The organism is Roseisalinus antarcticus (assembly GCF_900172355.1).
GTDB lineage: Bacteria > Pseudomonadota > Alphaproteobacteria > Rhodobacterales > Rhodobacteraceae > Oceanicola > Oceanicola antarcticus_A.
Window position 1 is genome coordinate 178,300 of the sequence record NZ_FWFZ01000008.1, and the last position, 16,419, is coordinate 194,718.

14 protein-coding genes and 1 pseudogene are annotated in these 16,419 nt (G+C 67.8%); 12 read left to right on the forward strand and 3 right to left on the reverse strand.

Annotated elements, in window-relative coordinates; genetic code table 11:
* The first annotated feature begins 255 nt into the window (after positions 1 to 255).
* Together ROA7023_RS10265 and ROA7023_RS10270 are read left to right on the forward strand one after the other, a co-directional pair.
* Positions 256 to 1,026, forward strand: a complete 771-nt coding sequence (locus ROA7023_RS10265) for a substrate-binding periplasmic protein (protein WP_234992141.1) — start codon at positions 256 to 258, stop codon at positions 1,024 to 1,026.
* Between the two features lie 19 nt (positions 1,027 to 1,045).
* Positions 1,046 to 1,756 carry an alpha/beta fold hydrolase gene (locus ROA7023_RS10270; protein WP_085878929.1) on the forward strand — a complete coding sequence of 237 codons (711 nt, stop codon included), beginning with the start codon at positions 1,046 to 1,048 and terminating at the stop codon, positions 1,754 to 1,756.
* A gap of 108 nt (positions 1,757 to 1,864) precedes the next feature.
* On the opposite strand, the gene ROA7023_RS10275 is transcribed toward ROA7023_RS10270, so the two are convergent.
* Both ROA7023_RS10275 and ROA7023_RS10280 read right to left on the reverse strand, forming a co-directional pair.
* Positions 1,865 to 2,833: a ketopantoate reductase family protein gene (locus tag ROA7023_RS10275; protein ID WP_085878930.1), complete on the reverse strand. Its 969-nt coding sequence runs from the start codon at positions 2,831 to 2,833 to the stop codon at positions 1,865 to 1,867.
* 384 nt (positions 2,834 to 3,217) lie between these two features.
* A complete protein-coding gene (locus ROA7023_RS10280) occupies positions 3,218 to 3,454 on the reverse strand; it encodes a DUF1127 domain-containing protein (protein ID WP_234992143.1) in 237 nt (78 codons plus the stop codon).
* A gap of 260 nt (positions 3,455 to 3,714) precedes the next feature.
* Between ROA7023_RS10280 and ROA7023_RS10285 the strand changes: the two genes are divergently transcribed.
* From ROA7023_RS10285 to murD, 10 genes are all read left to right on the forward strand, one after another.
* Positions 3,715 to 4,779 (forward strand): Mrp/NBP35 family ATP-binding protein, encoded by a 1,065-nt coding sequence (locus ROA7023_RS10285; RefSeq protein WP_085878931.1) that lies wholly within the window; start codon positions 3,715 to 3,717, stop codon positions 4,777 to 4,779.
* On the forward strand, positions 4,776 to 5,264 hold the full coding sequence (locus ROA7023_RS10290; protein WP_234992145.1) for a GNAT family N-acetyltransferase: 489 nt from the start codon (positions 4,776 to 4,778) through the stop codon (positions 5,262 to 5,264). Before ROA7023_RS10285 ends, ROA7023_RS10290 begins: the two co-directional genes overlap by 4 nt.
* Before the next feature lie 630 nt (positions 5,265 to 5,894).
* Entirely contained in the window at positions 5,895 to 6,389 is a 495-nt protein-coding gene (locus ROA7023_RS24420; protein ID WP_159458481.1) for a division/cell wall cluster transcriptional repressor MraZ, read from the forward strand.
* Between the two features lie 3 nt (positions 6,390 to 6,392).
* Positions 6,393 to 7,358 carry a 16S rRNA (cytosine(1402)-N(4))-methyltransferase RsmH gene (gene rsmH, locus ROA7023_RS10300; protein WP_085878934.1) on the forward strand — a complete coding sequence of 322 codons (966 nt, stop codon included), beginning with the start codon at positions 6,393 to 6,395 and terminating at the stop codon, positions 7,356 to 7,358.
* Positions 7,355 to 7,705: a cell division protein FtsL gene (ftsL, locus tag ROA7023_RS10305; protein WP_085878936.1), complete on the forward strand. Its 351-nt coding sequence runs from the start codon at positions 7,355 to 7,357 to the stop codon at positions 7,703 to 7,705. Before rsmH ends, ftsL begins: the two co-directional genes overlap by 4 nt.
* Positions 7,702 to 9,486 (forward strand): peptidoglycan D,D-transpeptidase FtsI family protein, encoded by a 1,785-nt coding sequence (locus tag ROA7023_RS10310; protein WP_085878937.1) that lies wholly within the window; start codon positions 7,702 to 7,704, stop codon positions 9,484 to 9,486. Before ftsL ends, ROA7023_RS10310 begins: the two co-directional genes overlap by 4 nt.
* Positions 9,487 to 9,493: 7 nt before the next feature.
* A complete protein-coding gene (locus tag ROA7023_RS10315) occupies positions 9,494 to 10,990 on the forward strand; it encodes a UDP-N-acetylmuramoyl-L-alanyl-D-glutamate--2,6-diaminopimelate ligase (RefSeq protein WP_085878938.1) in 1,497 nt (498 codons plus the stop codon).
* Positions 10,990 to 12,432, forward strand: a complete 1,443-nt coding sequence (locus ROA7023_RS10320; protein WP_085878940.1) for a UDP-N-acetylmuramoyl-tripeptide--D-alanyl-D-alanine ligase — start codon at positions 10,990 to 10,992, stop codon at positions 12,430 to 12,432. Before ROA7023_RS10315 ends, ROA7023_RS10320 begins: the two co-directional genes overlap by 1 nt.
* A gap of 4 nt (positions 12,433 to 12,436) precedes the next feature.
* A complete protein-coding gene (gene mraY, locus ROA7023_RS10325; RefSeq protein ID WP_085878941.1) occupies positions 12,437 to 13,519 on the forward strand; it encodes a phospho-N-acetylmuramoyl-pentapeptide-transferase in 1,083 nt (360 codons plus the stop codon).
* A gap of 117 nt (positions 13,520 to 13,636) precedes the next feature.
* Positions 13,637 to 15,031, forward strand: a complete 1,395-nt coding sequence (gene murD, locus ROA7023_RS10330; protein WP_085878943.1) for a UDP-N-acetylmuramoyl-L-alanine--D-glutamate ligase — start codon at positions 13,637 to 13,639, stop codon at positions 15,029 to 15,031.
* A 142-nt stretch (positions 15,032 to 15,173) separates the two neighbouring features.
* Here the strand turns inward: murD and ROA7023_RS10335 are convergent.
* Positions 15,174 to 16,148: pseudogene (locus ROA7023_RS10335) on the reverse strand (IS5 family transposase).
* Positions 16,149 to 16,419 lie beyond the last annotated feature (271 nt).

Here is a 16,419-nt window from a genome sequence, read left to right on the forward strand (position 1 = left end):
GACCGGATGATGCGCCACTTTTTCAGGCAAACGGTCTTGGCGGGTCTGCTTTTCGGGCAACAGGTCGCGGCGGAGTGTGACCGGGTTCATACGGTTGCCACTGATGACACGGTATTCACCATTGCCGAACAATATTATGGCGACCACACACGCTGGTCAGTCATCTATGATGGCAATCAGTCGCAATTGGGCGGGCAGCTGTTCCAACTGGCCCCCGGAACCCAGCTGACCATCCCATGCGCAAACGGAGTGGGGGTGACGCAAGTCGCCCCCCTCCGGCAGAACAGCCGGGCGGACATGATCCTGCAGCCCGGGTCCAATTTCGCCCCCTATGCCGCAGTCGACTGGATCGCGCTGCCGATGGTCGCCGAAATCGCCGAAGCCGCGCTGGCGCTGATGCCCGCGCCGGTGACCTATGAGGTGCGCTTCGGCGACGGCGCCGGCCCCGTTGCGACGCACGAGGGGCCCGTCGCCGACATGACCTTTCCCTGGCTCGACCCGGCCTGCGCCACGCGCCCCGGCGCCGCGGCCTGCGCCGAGGTCCACCTGTCCGATCCCCTGGTCGAGACGTTGGTGATGGTCTTCGCCGATGCCGAGGCCATTTTCCCCTTCGACGGCGATGCGGATCTGGAGGGGCTGAGGCTCTGCCGCCCTGTCGGCCATCCGACCCAAGACCTCGAGCGGCCTGGCCGCGGCTGGCTGTCGGACGGACCGGTGGAGATCGTGCGGGCCGACAGCACCGGGTCCTGTTTCGATCTGCTGCTCGACGGGGCCGTCGATGCGGTGACGGTCGAGCAATGGATCGGCCTCAAGACCATCGCCGACCGTGACCTGCGCGACAGGGTCGTCCCGCTCAGCCGGCCGCTGTCGGTCGAGGGGCTGCATATCGCGATCCCGCGCAGCCATTGGCGCGGCACGGCGTTCCTCTACCGTGTCAATGCCGGGCTGGAGGCGCTGAAGGCCACCGGCGGCTATGACGAGATCGTCTCGCGCCACGTGGCCCGGATGCAGGCGCAAGTCGAATGATGCGAGTTCCGCGCCGCTGATGCTCGATCCTGTCCTGTTCCTGCCGGACTTCATGACGGATCTGCGCCTGTTCGGGCCCCAGATCCGCGCCCTTTCGGCCGAGCGGCCCGTGATGGGCCTGCCCGTGGCCAGATGCGAGCGGATCGAGAGCTTTGCTTCCGACCTGCTGTCGGTCGCGCCGCCCAAATTCGCTGTGGTCGGGCAAGGGCTTGGCGGGGCCGTGGCGCTGGAGTTGCTGCGCCGTGCCGAGGACCGGGTGAGCCGGATCGCCCTGATCGGGACGTCCTTCCGGGCCGAGCCACCGTCGGAGGCCTCCGACCGGGAGCCCCAGATCATCGCCGCGTCCGCCGGGCGGTTCGACGAAACCATTCGCGAGCTGATCGGCGCAGGCGGTCTCGCGCCCGGGCCCGAGCGCGGGGCGGTTCTGGCGGAGCTGATGGACATGGCCCGGGACCTTGGCCCGACGGCCTTCCGCGGCCAGAGCCGGGCGCTTCAGCGGCGGCCGGATCACCAGGCGACGTTGCGGGCGATCAAGGTCCCGGCGCTGGTCATGGTCGGGCGCCACGACCGGATCTGCCTGCCGAAACGCCAGGATGTCATGGCCGAGCTGATCCGGGGCGCGGTTTTCAATGTGATCGAGACGTCCGGCCGGTTCCCGACCCTGGAGGCGCCGGAGGCGGTGACGACGGCCTTGCGCAGCTGGCTGTCGGCACCATTGGCGCCACGCTGACGCCCCGACCCCGCTGGCGCCACGCTGACGCCCCGACCCCGCTGGCGCCGCGCTAAAGCCAAGACCTCGCTGGCGCCGCGCTAAAGCCAAGACCTCGCTGGCGCCGCGCTAAAGCCCCAGTGCGCTGGCGAACTCCTGCGACGACATGCTGCCCGGCGGGCGGCGGGCCTGGGCGAGATCGGCCGCGATCCGCGCCAGCGCGGCGTTTGCCGGTGTCGGCACCCCGTGCAAGCGCCCGAGCAGCGCGATCTCTCCGTTCATGTAATCGGTCTCGATCGAGCCTGCGGCCCGCTCCAGGCTCTGGGTCGAGGAGGAGCCGACGCGCGTGACGCCGGCGATCTCGCCGATCCGCATGATGTCGGTGCGGCGCGGGTCCGACCGGCCCATGTCTCGCCAGGGGATGCCGGCAGCCTTGAAGACGGCGACGGCCTCTGCCTTCAGAACCTCGGTGAAGGGCGCAGGGTCGGCGCCGCGGCCGATCGCCGCTTCCACCCCGTTGCCAAGGTTCAGCAGGAGCTTTCCGTATTTCCGTGCCATCACGTCGTCGGTGACGAAGGCCCGCAGCCCGGTGCCGTTCAGCGCCTCCGCCAGCGCGGCGTCGCCGGTATCGCTTCCCGATGGGAAACGCCCGATGTCGAAGAAGCCGCAATTCGGCGTGCCGTAGGCCTGCACCTCGCCGGCCGAGACGAAATCGGCGGGCAGCATGACGGCCATGCCGTGCACGTTGGGAAAGATGCGGGCGGCCAGCCGCTCGTTCTCGACACCGTTCTGGGCGCAGAAGATCGGCTGATCCGTCACGCCCGCCGCGCGCAGCTGTTCCAGCGCGGCCGGCGTGTGTTGGGTCTTGACCGACAGCAGGATGGAATCGTCGGACCGCAGGGCGATATCGGCCGGGTCGCTCACGCAGTCGAAGCGGGCGACGGCGTCGATCTCGGGGCTGTGCAGCCGCAAGCCCTTGGCGCGGATCGTCGCAAGCTGCGCCCCGCGCGCCACGCCCACCACGTCGCGCCCGGCCAGGGCGAGGCACGCCGCGATTGTGCCGCCCACGGCGCCGACGCCCATCACGATGATCCGCATGTCGTCCCTCCTGTCGAGATCGTCGCGGCCAGACTAGCCACATCTCCGACCGGCGCGCAGGCAAAAAAAAGCGGCGACGCCAGGGAGGAGGAGAGGCGCCGCCGCTGAATTCGCCGGACCCTCAGGGAGGAGGAGGAGAGCCCGCCGAAACTTGTTCTGTGGGCGGCGATGCCAGGGAGGAGGAGGGCATCGCCGCCACGTCGTCAGATGCTCAGGGAGGAGGAGGAACATCTGACGAAACTCTTGTCCGAGAAGGACGGCGACACCTCAGGGAGGAGGAAGAGGTGCCGCCGTTTCTTCAGGGTGCGGTCCGCTCAGGGAGGAGGAGGAGCGAACCGCGATCGGATTTCCCAGGGAGGAGGAGAGGGAAATCCAAACCGATTGTTACTTGAAACCTTTCCGGTTGTTGCCGTAGGCGGCTTCCAGCGCGACGTCCCGAACCTGGCTTTCATGCAGGCCGAGGTCGGCAAGGTCGCGTTCCGTCAGCTGGCGCAGCTCGGACATCGTCTCGCGGTAGACCTTGTAATTCTCGTAGCGCGTACGCAGGGACTGGGAGACGGCCGCCATGCGGTCCCGAAGCGAGCCGGAAAGGACGTTGGTGATGTTCGTCGTGCTGGTCATTGTTGATCCAACTTCTCTGCTTTGGTGTTTCGGTTAGCGCCTGTTAGCGCTGTTGAAAATGAAGATAGGCGTTTGCTGCGATTGCACAATGCCCCGAATTGACAAAGCTGCCATGCAGGGAGTGCATATGAAATAATGAACAGTTATAGATAGTTACGCATCTGGAGCCGCGATGCTGCACCTGCATCCGTTCTCGACCTGCGTAGGAAACGGGACACCTGCACAGTCTTTTGGCAGGAGAGTTGAATAATGGGGATCACATGTCGAAAAACGCCGTCTTGAATGAACTGTCCCGGATCACCCTTCCGGACGGAGGGGATCTGGTCAGCCGCGACTTGGTCCGCGCCGTGACCGTCGAGGGGGGCCTCGTCCGTTTCGTCATCGAGGCGCCCGATTCGGATCTTGCCCGGAAACTGGAGCCCCAGCGCGCTGCGGCCGAGGCCGCCGTGGCCGCGTTGGATTGGGTCGAGTCCGTCTCGGCGGTGCTGACCGCCCACGGCCCGGCCCCGCAAAAGGCGCCGCCGCAGCTCAAGATCGGCGGGCACCCCAAGCCGCAGGCGGGCCCGGCGCCCGTGGTGGGGGTGGACCGCATCATCGCCGTGGGCTCCGGCAAGGGGGGCGTGGGCAAGTCCACCGTGTCGGCCAACCTCGCCGTGGCCATGGCGCGCGAGGGGCGGCGGGTCGGCCTGCTGGACGCGGATATATACGGTCCGTCCATCCCGCGCATGATGGGCCTGTCCGACCGGCCCAAATCCCCCGACGGCGAGCGGATCGAGCCGTTGCACGCCCATGGCGTCACCTTCATGTCTATCGGTCTGATGATGGACGAGGGCAAGCCGGTGATCTGGCGCGGGCCGATGCTGATGGGCGCGCTTCAACAGATGCTGGGCCAGACCAACTGGGGCCAGCTCGACACGCTGATCGTGGATCTGCCGCCCGGAACCGGCGATGTGCAGCTGACGCTTTGCCAGCGGTTCAACCTCTCGGGCGCGATCATCGTCTCGACGCCGCAGGACGTGGCCCTGATCGACGCGCGCAAGGCGCTGGGCATGTTCCAGACGCTGAAGACGCCGATCCTCGGTCTGATCGAGAACATGTCTCTCTATATATGTCCCAATTGCGGGCACGAGGCGCATCTGTTCGGCCATGGCGGTGTCGCCGCCGAGGCGGAGCGGCTGGGCCTGCCCTTCCTCGCCTCGCTGCCGATCGACCTCGCGACCCGGGAGGGCGGTGACGACGGCGTGCCGATCGCCGCGGGCGAGGGGCCGATGGCCGAGGGCTACCGCCGCCTGGCGCGGCGGTTCATCGACGGGGGCATGGGGTGACACTGCGGCGGGCCGCGGCGGCGGACTGGCCGGCGCTCTGGCCTATGCTGCGCGAGACCTTTCGCGGCGGCGACACCTATGCCGTGGCGCCGGACATCTCCGAGGACGCCGCCCGGCACTATTGGCTGGAGACCCCTGCCGAGACCTGGCTGGCCGAGGACGGCGCCGTCCTCGGCACTTATTATTTACGTGCGAACCAGCAGGGCGGCGGCGCCCATGTCTGCAACTGCGGCTTCGTCACCGATCCGCAGGCGCGGGGCAGGGGCGTCGCCCGCGCCATGTGCCTGCACGCCCAGGACCGGGCCCGCGCCCTCGGCTTTGCCGCGATGCAGTTCAATTTTGTCGTCGCGACCAACACCGGCGCCCTTCACCTCTGGCATGACCTCGGATTCGAGACCGTCGGCCGGCTGCCGCGCGCGTTCCGCCATCCCGCGGCGGGGCTGGTGGACGCGTTCGTGCTCTACAAATGGCTCGAAGCGGGCTGATCCGGGAATTCACTGCACCTGACGCAGTATCGGTCGGCCGGATCTGGGAATTCGGTGCACCGAGCCCCAATTCTGCCGAGCCCGGGCCGGCGGGACAGATTGGTTTGCCAAGAAACTTGTGGAAAAGTGGTGGATAACACGAAGAACTCTCTTGGTTGTGATCCATGCGCCACAAAAGACAGCCCACTCGATCTTGAGTCTGGGGCTGCCATGAACCCAGATCTTGTGGCATAAAGGCGATCTATCGGCAAATATATGCCGAATTTGCCCTTCTGCGGCGAGAATCGGGTGCCGCGCAGCAAGACGGCTCCAATAAAGTTCCATGCAGTGGCGTGAATTCCCTTCCTATCCCAGGCCCTATTTGGCAAAAGGGTTCCACGGAACGAGCAGACAAGACGGGCACCAAGACCCAGACGGCGAAAAGAAAACCAGAGGCAGGTTTCTACAGGCTACGTTTCGAAAAAAGAGATCCGGCGCACGGGCGAGCAGACATCCCCCCAGGTGGCGCGCGCAGTCGGACATCCCGAGAGGGACGTGGACGGCGGATCGAGAGTTGGCAGCCTCTCGGTCCGCCGTTTTCGATTTTCAGGGGCGGACAAGGCGGGGGGGCATCAAAGGGACTCCGGCCGCTTGGGCAACTTTTTCGTAGGCGAACACTACCACAAGGTAGACAAGAAGGGGCGGGTTTCTATCCCGCAGACCTTCCGCCAGGTGATTCAGGACGGAGATCCCGAGCGTGGCCCCGATGGCCCCTTCCGCTTCTACCTCAACTACGGCCAGCATCTGCGAAACCAGCTCCGAATCTACACCTATGAGGCCTTCTTCAGAGAAGTCGAGCGGATCGAGAACCTGACGGACACCGACGATCGCAAACTGCTGCGCGACGTGTTCATCGGCCAGTCGCGCGACCTGGAAGTTGACAAGGACGGGCGCACCTTGCTGCCGAAGGCGCAGCGCGACAAGCTCGGCATCGAAGAAGGCGAGCTCTATTTCAAGGGCGCCGGCCTGTTCTTCGAGATCTGGATCAAGGAGGTCTACGAGGCCACGCGGCGCAAGAAGATCGAGGTCCGCCTGTCGATGTTCGACGAGGATGACGACATCATGGATCTGTTGGACAAGCGGTAACAGATGGACAGCTCTTCCCCGCATATTCCCGTCCTGATCGATGCCATCCTGGAGACCTGCGCCCCGATCCGGGGCACTTGGCTGGACGGGACGTTCGGTGCGGGAGGCTATTCCCGACGCCTGCTTGATGCGGGGGCGGCCCATGTCATCGGCGTGGACCGCGACCCGCTGGCGCTGGAGTTGGCGGCCGGCTGGGCCGGGTCCGAGCCGCGTTTGTCCCTTGTCCAGGCACGGTTTTCCCGTCTTGATGAGCATGCGTCCGAGCTCGATGGCGTGGTGCTCGATCTCGGCGTCAGCTCGATGCAGCTCGACCGGGCCGAGCGGGGGTTTTCCTTCATGTCGGACGGGCCGCTGGACATGCGGATGAGCCAGGACGGCCCGTCAGCCGCCGATCTGGTCAACGAACTGGACGAGGGTCTGATTGCGGACATCCTCTTCAACTACGGCGAGGAGCGCGCCTCGCGGCGGATCGCCAGGGCCATCGTCCGTGACAGACCGCTGTCCACAACCAGACAACTGTCCGAGATCGTCGGAAAATGCCTGCCGCGCCCGAAGCCCGGGCAGAGCCATCCGGCGACCCGCAGCTTTCAGGCGCTGCGCATCGCGGTGAACAACGAATACGGAGAACTGGCCGAGGGGCTGATGGCCGCCGAACGTGCGCTGGCCCCCGGCGGCCAGCTGGCCGTGGTCACGTTCCATTCGGTCGAGGACCGGATGGTCAAACGCTTCATGCAGGCCCGCGCCGGCCAGACCGGGGGCGGCAGCCGCCACGCCCCCGAGCTCACCCGCGAGACGCCGGCTTTCGAGTTGGTCTTCCGCAAGGCCATCGGCGCCACGCCCGACGAAGTGGCCGCCAACCCGCGCGCCCGCTCTGCCAAGCTGCGGGTCGCGCGGCGCACCGATGCGCCCGCGAAACCGATCGACCCCAAGAGCCTCGGAATGCCAGTCGTCAAGGGAATAATCACATGAGATCAATGTTCTATATCTTGTCCGCTCTCACCGTGATCGGCCTAGCCTTCTGGGCCTACCGGCAGAATTACCAGACCCAGGCCGCCATCGCCGAGGTGCGCCAGCTGCATCGCGACATCGGCCTTGCGCATGAGCGGCTGGGCATCCTGCGCGCCGAATGGGCCTATCTCAACCGTCCCGACCGCCTGCGCGACCTGACCGAACTGAACTTCGACCGGCTGGGCCTGCTGCCGCTGATGCCGGAGGCCTTCGGCCGCGTCGACCGGATCAATTATCCGATCCCCGCCCTGTCGCCGATCACCGATCCGATCGAAGTCTCCAGCCAGCAAGGAGCCGAATTCCCATGATCCGCCGTCCCCTTCGCCCGCTCGCCCGTATCCTGAAAGCCCGTGCCGAGGGTGGAAATCCCGACGCCATCGAGGCCGAGAACCTGCGTCTGCGCCATGAAGAGATGCGCGACCGGGCCCGCGCCCGCGCCGAGGGGCGCCTGGTGGTGCTGGGCGCCTGCTTCTTCATCGCCTTCGCCACCATCGGTGGGCGCATGGGGGTGATGGCAGCGTCCGAAACGTCGGAACCCGAGGTCAGCGCCGGCGGCAATCCGATCATCGGCACCCGCGCCGAGATCGTCGACCGCAATGGCCGGGTGCTGGCGACGAACCTCGACACCCATGCGCTCTATGTCCAGACCCGTGACATGATCGACCCCGAGGCCGCGGCCAGGGGGCTGGTCGAGATCTTTCCCGACATGGACGAGGAGGACCTGCTCGAGAAATTCACCGGGGCGCGGAATTTCCACTGGCTGCGGCGCCAGATCAGCCCCGAGCAGATGCAGGCCGTCCACGAGCTGGGCCAGCCCGGACTGCTGTTCGGCCCGCGCGAGATGCGGCTCTACCCCAACGGGTCCGTCGGTGCGCATCTGCTGGGCGGGGCCACCTATGGCGACGAAGGGGTGAACGCGGCCGAACTCAAGGGCGTGGCCGGGGTCGAGCGGTATTTCGACGCCTATCTCAGCGATCCGGCGAACGAGGGCGCCCCGTTGCAGCTGTCCATCGACCTGAGCGTGCAGGCGGCGATCGAGCGGGTGCTGCAGGGCGGCATGATGCTGATGAACGCCAAGGGCGCGGCGGCGGTGTTGATGGATGTCCACAGCGGAGAGATCCTCTCCATGGTGAGCCTGCCCGATTTCGATCCCAACAACCGACCCGTGGCCGTTGAGGGCGACCGCGACGACAGCCCGGTCTTCAACCGCGCCCTTCAGGGGGTCTACGAGCTTGGGTCGGTGTTCAAGATCTTCGCCATCAGCCAGGCGCTGGAGCTGGGCCTGCTGGGCCCCGACACGATGGTCGACACCCAGGGGCCGCTGACCTGGGGACGTTTCCGCATCAATGACTTCCACAATTACGGACCCGAGCTTTCGGCGACCGACGTCATCGTGCGGTCCTCCAACGTGGGCATCGCGCGTATCGCCATGCAGATCGGCGCGACCCGGCAGCGCGCGTTTCTGGGCGAGCTGGGCTTTCTGGAGCCGACGACCGTCGAGATGGTCGAGGCGCCGACCGGGGCGCCGCTGCTGCCGGCGAACTGGTCCGAGATCTCGACGATGACAATCTCATACGGCCACGGGCTTTCGGCCTCCCCGCTGCACCTGGCGCAGGGCTATGCCAGCCTGCTCAATGGCGGCACAAGGGTCTCGCCGACGCTGCTGCGGCGGACGGGGCCGATCGTGCCGGGCCCACGCGTCGTGTCCGAACGTGTCTCGGCGGCGGCACGCAGCATGCTGCGCCAGGTCGTCGTGCGCGGCACGGCCAGCTTCGGCGAGGTGCCGGGCTACGAGGTCGGCGGCAAGACCGGGACCGCCGACAAGCCCAGGCCGCAGGGCGGCTATTACGACGACCGGGTGATCGCCACCTTCGCCTCGGTCTTTCCGGCGGACGACCCGCGCTACGTGCTGATCGTCACGCTCGACGAACCGGTCGAGACCTCGGGCAGCGAGCCCCGCCGCACCGCCGGCTGGACCGCCGTGCCGGTGGCCGCCGAGGTGATCCGCCGGGCCGCGCCGCTGCTTGGGCTGCGACCGGACGTTGAATCTGTTGTCCCGACAAGTGTAACACTCACCGCAACAAGGTGAGGGTTCCATGACCAGCGCACGGCCGGACGAACAGACAAAGACACTCTCGACCCTGGGGCTGAGCGCCCAGGGCGGGCGCGAGGCGATCATCACCGGTATCACGACGGACAGTCGCGAGGTGATGCCGGGCTATCTGTTCGCCGCGCTGCCGGGTACCCAGCACCACGGGGCCGAATTCATCGCCACGGCGCTGGCGCAGCAGGCCGGGGCGATCCTCACCGATGCCGAGGGCGCCCGGATCGCGGCGCTCGACCTGGCCGAGAGCGACGCCGCGCTGGTGCTGGCCGAGGATCCGCGGCAGACGCTCGCGCTCACCTCGGCGCTTTGGTTCGGACGGCATCCGACCAACGTGGTCGCGGTGACCGGGACCAACGGCAAGACGTCCGTGTCGACCTTCTGCCGGCAGATCTGGGTCGAGCTGGGCGAGGAGGCCGTCAACCTCGGCACCACCGGGGTCGAGGGCGTCTGGGCCCATCCCCTGCGCCACACAACGCCCGATCCCATCACCCTGCACCGGGTGCTGGCCGAGGCCGCGCGGCAGGGCGTGACCCATGTGGCGATGGAGGCGTCGTCGCATGGTCTGGATCAGCGCCGGCTCGACGGGATGGTGCTGGCGGCGGCGGGGTTCACCAATTTCAGCCAGGATCACCTGGACTACCACAAGACGTTCGAGGCCTATTTCGACGCCAAGATGGGCCTGTTCACCCGGGTTTTGGCCGACGACGGCGTGGCGGTCATCAACCTCGACGATCCCAAGGGCGGGCTGGTCGCTCAGATCGCGGACGAGCGCGGGCAGGAGGTGATCGGCGTCGGTCGCGCGGCCAACGCGCGGCTGCGGCTGCTGGGGCAACGGTTCGATGCGGCGGGGCAGGAGCTTCGGTTCGAATGGCAGGGCCGCTCCAAGCTGGTCCGGCTCAACCTGATCGGTGGCTTCCAGGCCGAGAATGTGCTGATCGCGGCCGGGCTTTGCATCGGCGCAGGGGCGGACCCGCATGAGGTGTTCGAGGCCCTGCCGTATCTGACCACCGTGCGGGGCCGGATGCAGCTTGCCGCGACCCGCGACAATGGCGCCACGGTGTTCGTGGATTTCGCCCATACGCCCGACGCGGTGGCGACCGCGGTGCAGGCGCTGCGGCCCCACGTGCTGGGCCGGATCATCGCCATCGTCGGCGCGGGGGGTGACCGTGACCGGGCCAAGCGCCCGCTGATGGGAGAAGCGGCGACCGCCCATGCCGACCGGGTGATCGTGACCGACGACAACCCGCGCACCGAGGACCCGGTCGCGATCCGCGCCGCGGTGATGGCGGGCGCACCCGGCGCGATGGAGGTCGGCGACCGGGCCGAGGCGATCCTGCGCGGCGCGGACCTTCTGGAGGCGGGCGACGCGCTGCTGATCTGCGGCAAGGGCCACGAGACCGGGCAGATCGTCGGCGACGCCGTCCTGCCGTTCGACGACGTGGAACAGGCCAGTGTCGCGGTGGCGGCGCTCGACGGGCACATCTGATGGCGCTCTGGACCGCCGCCGAGGCGGCTTCGGCGACCGGCGGACGGGCGACGACGGACTGGCAGGCCGAGGGCGTCTCCATCGACACGCGCACCATCGCGCCGGGCGATCTTTTCGTGGCGCTCAGGGCGGCGCGGGACGGCCACGAGTTCGTGGCCCAGGCGCTGGAGAAGGGGGCCGCGGCCGCGCTTGTGACCCATGTGCCGGACGGCCTGTCGGCGGAAGCCCCGCTGTTGATCGTGGATGACGTGCAGACCGCGCTCGAGGATCTGGGCCGCGCCGGGCGGGCGCGCACGGGGGCGCGGGTGGCGGCGATCACCGGCTCGGTCGGCAAGACCTCCACCAAGGAGATGCTGCGCGCCGCGCTCGGGTGGCAGGGCAAGGTCCACGCCGCCGAGGCGTCCTACAACAATCACTGGGGCGTGCCGCTGACGCTGGCGCGAATGCCCGTGGACACCGACTATGCCGTGATCGAGATCGGGATGAGCCATCCCGGCGAGATCGCGCCGCTGGCCCGGCTGGCGCGGCCGCATGTGGCGATCGTGACCACCGTCGCCGCCGCCCACCTGGAGGCCTTCGGTAGCATCGAGGGGATCGCCCACGAGAAGGCCGCGATCTTCGACGGGCTGGAGCCGGGCGGCACCGCGATCTACAACGCCGATCTCGACTGGACGCCGATCCTCGCCGAGGCCGCGCGCAAGGCAACGGACCGGATCATCAGCTTCGGCGCCGAGCCTGCGGCCCATCACCGCCTGCTGTCCGTGCGCGTCCGCCACGGGGCGACCGTGGGGGCGGCCCGGCTCTGGCGCACGCCGGTGCACCTCAAGGTCGCGACCGAGGGCCGGCATTTCGCGCTGAACGCGCTGGCCGTGCTGGCCGCCAGCCGCGCCCTGGGCGCGGATCCGGCCCGGTCGCTGATCGCGCTGGCGGACTGGGCGCCGCCTTCTGGGCGCGGCACGCTGGAGCGGCTGATGCTGGACGACGGCGTAGCCGCCGGGACCATCGACCTGATCGACGACGCGTTCAACGCGAACCCCGCGTCCATGGCCGCCGCGCTGTCGGTGCTGGCCGGCTCGCACCCGCGTGACGACGTGGGCCATATCGGCAAGGGCCGCCGCATCGCCATCCTGGGCGACATGCTGGAGCTGGGCGCGGCCGAGGCCCAGCTGCACGCGGCCCTCGCCCGCGATCCCGCCATGGCCGCCGTGCAGGTGGTCCATTGCGTCGGCCCGCGGATGCAACACCTTCACCGGGCCCTGCCCGAAGCGCGGCGCGGCCGATGGGTCGAGACCGCCGACGCCCTCGTCCACGAGGCAGCGCGACTCGTCGATCCCGGCGATGTCGTGCTCGTCAAGGGGTCGAAAGGCAGCAAGGTGTCGCTGCTCGTTGACGCCATCCGGAAACTGGGGCATCGCAGGGATATGTCCGACCAGGAGTCCTGACCTCATGCTCTACTGGCTGACCGCCCTGTCCGATGGCGGAGATTTCTTCAACCTTTTCCGTTACATCACGTTTCGGGCCGGTGGCGCCTTCCTGACCGCGCTGGTCTTCGGCTTCATCTTCGGCGTGCCGCTGATCAACGTGTTGCGCAAGCGGCAGGGCAAGGGTCAGCCGATCCGCACCGACGGCCCCGAGGGGCATTTCGCCAAGGCCGGCACGCCGACCATGGGCGGATTGCTGATCGTGGGGGCGCTCACGACCTCGACCCTGCTCTGGGCGCGGCTGGACAACCCTTATGTGCTGATGGTGCTTTTCGTCACGCTGGCCTTCGCCATCCTCGGGTTTGCCGACGATTATGCCAAGGTCAAGAAACAGAACACCGCCGGGGTGTCGGGCCGGGTGCGGCTGCTGCTGGGGTTCGTGATCGCGGGCATCGCCGGGTTCTGGGCCGCGCAGTATCACCCGGGGGAGCTGACCAACCAGCTCGCCTTTCCGATCTTCAAGGATTTCCTGCTGAACCTCGGGATCCTCTTCGTGCCGTTCTCGATGATCGTGATCGTCGGCGCGGCCAATGCGGTCAACCTGACGGACGGGCTGGACGGGCTGGCGATCATGCCGGTGATGATCGCCGCGGGCACCTTCGGCGTGATCGCCTATGCCGTCGGCCGCACCGATTTCACCGAATATCTCGACGTCCACTACGTGCCCGACACCGGCGAGATCGTGATCTTCTGCATGGGGCTGATCGGCGGCGGGCTGGGGTTTCTGTGGTACAACGCGCCGCCCGCGGCGGTCTTCATGGGCGACACCGGATCATTGGCCCTGGGCGGGGCGCTGGGTGCCATCGCGGTAGCCACCAAGCACGAGATCGTGCTGGCCATCGTCGGCGGGTTGTTCGTGGTCGAGGCGCTGTCGGTCATCATTCAGGTGATCTATTTCAAGCGCACCGGCAAGCGGGTGTTCCTGATGGCGCCGATCCACCATCACTATGAAAAGAAGGGCTGGGCCGAGCCGCAGATCGTCATACGCTTCTGGATCATTTCCCTGATCCTGGCGATGATCGGCCTTGCGACCCTCAAGGTGCGCTAGTCGCAGTTTCGGGGCCGCGGGCCCTGGCCACGGCGGCGGCCCGATCGGCCCGTCGCCGCAACCGCTGCCTGCCGTCGGACGGCAGCGCAGAAATATCGCTGGAAAGAGGACCCAAGCATGATTCCCGTCCAAGGCTACGAAGGACGCACCCTGGCCATCCTGGGCCTGGGCCGGTCGGGCCGGACCGCCGCCCGTGCACTGGCCGTGGGCGGGGCATCCGTCGTGGCCTGGGACGACGGCCCCGCAGGCCGCGCCGCCGCCGAGGCCGAGGGGATCCCGCTGCGCGACCTCTCGCGAGAGGGCGCCTTCGCGGGGATCGACGCGTTGATCGTCTCGCCGGGGATCCCCCATCTCTACCCGCAGCCCCATCCCGCCATCGCCGCGGCGTGGGAGGCCGGGGTGCCGGTGGACAACGATATCGGGCTTTTCTTCCGGTCGATTGCCCAGGCGGACTGGGCGGATCTGGCCGTCGCGCCCAAGGTGGTCGCCGTCACCGGCTCCAACGGCAAATCCACCACCGCGGCGCTGCTGCACCATGTCCTGACCGAGGCCGGCCGCGAGAGCCAGCTTGCCGGCAACATCGGCCGCGGCGTGCTGGATATCGAGCCACCCGGAAGCGGTGGCGTCGTGGTGCTGGAGCTGTCGTCCTACCAGACCGATCTGGCCCGGTCGCTGACGCCGGATGTGGGGGTGTTCACCAACCTCACACCGGACCACCTGGACCGCCACGGCGGGCTGGGAGGGTATTTCGCGGCCAAGCGGCGGCTCTTTGCCGAAGGGGGCCCCGATCGCTGCGTGATCGGCGTGGATGAACCGGAGGGGCGCTATCTTGCCAACCAGATGGTCGAGGGGCTGGGGGACGATCGTCTGATCCGGGTCTCGTCCGGGCGCAAGCTGACCGGCGGGTGGAGCGTTTTCGCCCGCAAGGGGTTCCTGTCGGAATACCGCAAGGGCCGCCAGACCGGCAGCATCGACCTGCGCGACATTCCCGGCCTGCCGGGGGCGCACAATCACCAGAACGCCTGTGCCGCCTATGCCGTGGCCCGCACCATGGGCCTTGCGCCGCGGGTGATCGAGGAGGGCTTTCGCAGCTATCCGGGCCTGCCGCACCGGTCGCAGCTGGTGGCGGACCGGGACGGGGTGCGCTGGGTCAACGACAGCAAGGCGACGAACGTGGATTCCGCGCTCAAGGCGCTGCAGGCCTTCGACCGCATCCGCTGGATCTGCGGCGGGCTTGCCAAGGAGGGCGGTCTGGGCGGTCTGCTGCCGGCCGCGGGGGCCGTGGTCAAGGCCTATGTCATCGGGCGCGAGGCCGAGGCCTTTGCCACCGAGCTGCGCGGCGTCGAGGCCGAGGTCTGCACGACGATGGCCCGCGCGGTCCAGAGAGCGGCCGAGGAGGCCCGGCCCGGCGAGGTGGTACTTCTTGCGCCCGCGGCGGCCAGCTTCGACCAGTATGACAGCTTCGAGAAGCGCGGGGACGATTTCGCGGCCCTGGTCGACGCGATCACCTGAAAATCGGACCGGGCAGGGCGCGCTGCCCCCTCTTGGCCGAAACGGCCCATTCCCCCCCCGGGATATTTGCGGCCTTGTGTATCAAACGGGCGTTGTTGGGCAATTCAGGCCTGAAGCGGGACTGCCCCTTGCCCCATTGACGTCATGCGATGCGGATGATCTCGGCGGCACCGAGGGCTTTGAAGCGGTTCATGAGTGCGATGCGGATGTGGGTTTCGGCGGTCTGGCGGTCGGGCTCCCGTGCGGTGATGCGCTCACCGAAGGATTTCAGGCAGCGCATTTTCGCCTCGATCCGGCTGCGGGCGTGGTATTCGATCCGGCGTTTCCAGAACGCCGTTGCGTAATGTGGGGTGGCGCACAGGGTTTCGTTGCGGTCGCGTGCCGCCGGGCAGTCATCCTTTCCATAGCCCCCCGTTCTTGCGGATCGGAATGATCGGGGTCGCGCCACGGGCGATGATGGCGGCGTGGCACCGTCGCGTGTCGTCGGCGCCATCCGCCGTCACCGTGCCGATCCGCTCGCTCTCCGGGATCTGGCCGAGCAGGTCCGGCAGCACGGGGCTGTCGCCATCGCGGCTGGGGGTGAATTCCACGGCACGGATGTCGGATGTGGCCGGATCCATGGCCAGATGCGCCTTGCGCCATTGGCGCCGACCCTGCACCCCGTGCTTGCGGGCCTGCCACGCGCCATCGCCGAGGAACTTGATCCCGGGACTGTCGACCAGCAGGTTCAGTGGCCCGTCGGCGCGGCGATACGGGACCTGCACGGCCAGGGTCTTCTGCCCGCGGCACAGGGCGGAAAAGTCGGGCACCGGCCAGTCCAGCCCCGCCAGCCTCAGCAGGCTTGCCACCATGCCGGCGGTCTGGCGAAGCGGACGCTTGAACCGGATCCTGATCCCCTCTCGGGACATCGCTGCGCGATGCCCTGCCGGGCAGTGGACAGGCAGAACTGGAGGGCCGCATCGGACAACGCCGCCGGGCGTCCGGGCCGGCCCTCACGCGGGGCGAACCACGCCATCTCCTTGTCGACCCGGATCAGCATCGATCCTCGTTTCCGCTGCGCTGCATTGTAGCTCGACCCGTTGGCGGTGCGGTAGCGGGCGGGAGGCGGCTTGCTGATGCACCCCTGTAACCGCATGGAGTCGCGAAGCGGATCCTCAAGGCTTGGAGGGGTGCAACAACGCTGTGCGTTTGATACGAAAGGCCGGATATCTGGGACCGGGGATATGAGATAGTGTCCCCGTTGGTGGTGTAGGAGCGCCGCCCCTCGGAGAGGTTCGAGCTTGATCAGGTGGCCACGGCGGGCAGCCTGACGGTGGGATTGTCTGTGACGCGGGCGAGGGTTTCAAGCGACATGTAGCGCCGCGCCACGGTCCACTCGTCGTTGGTCT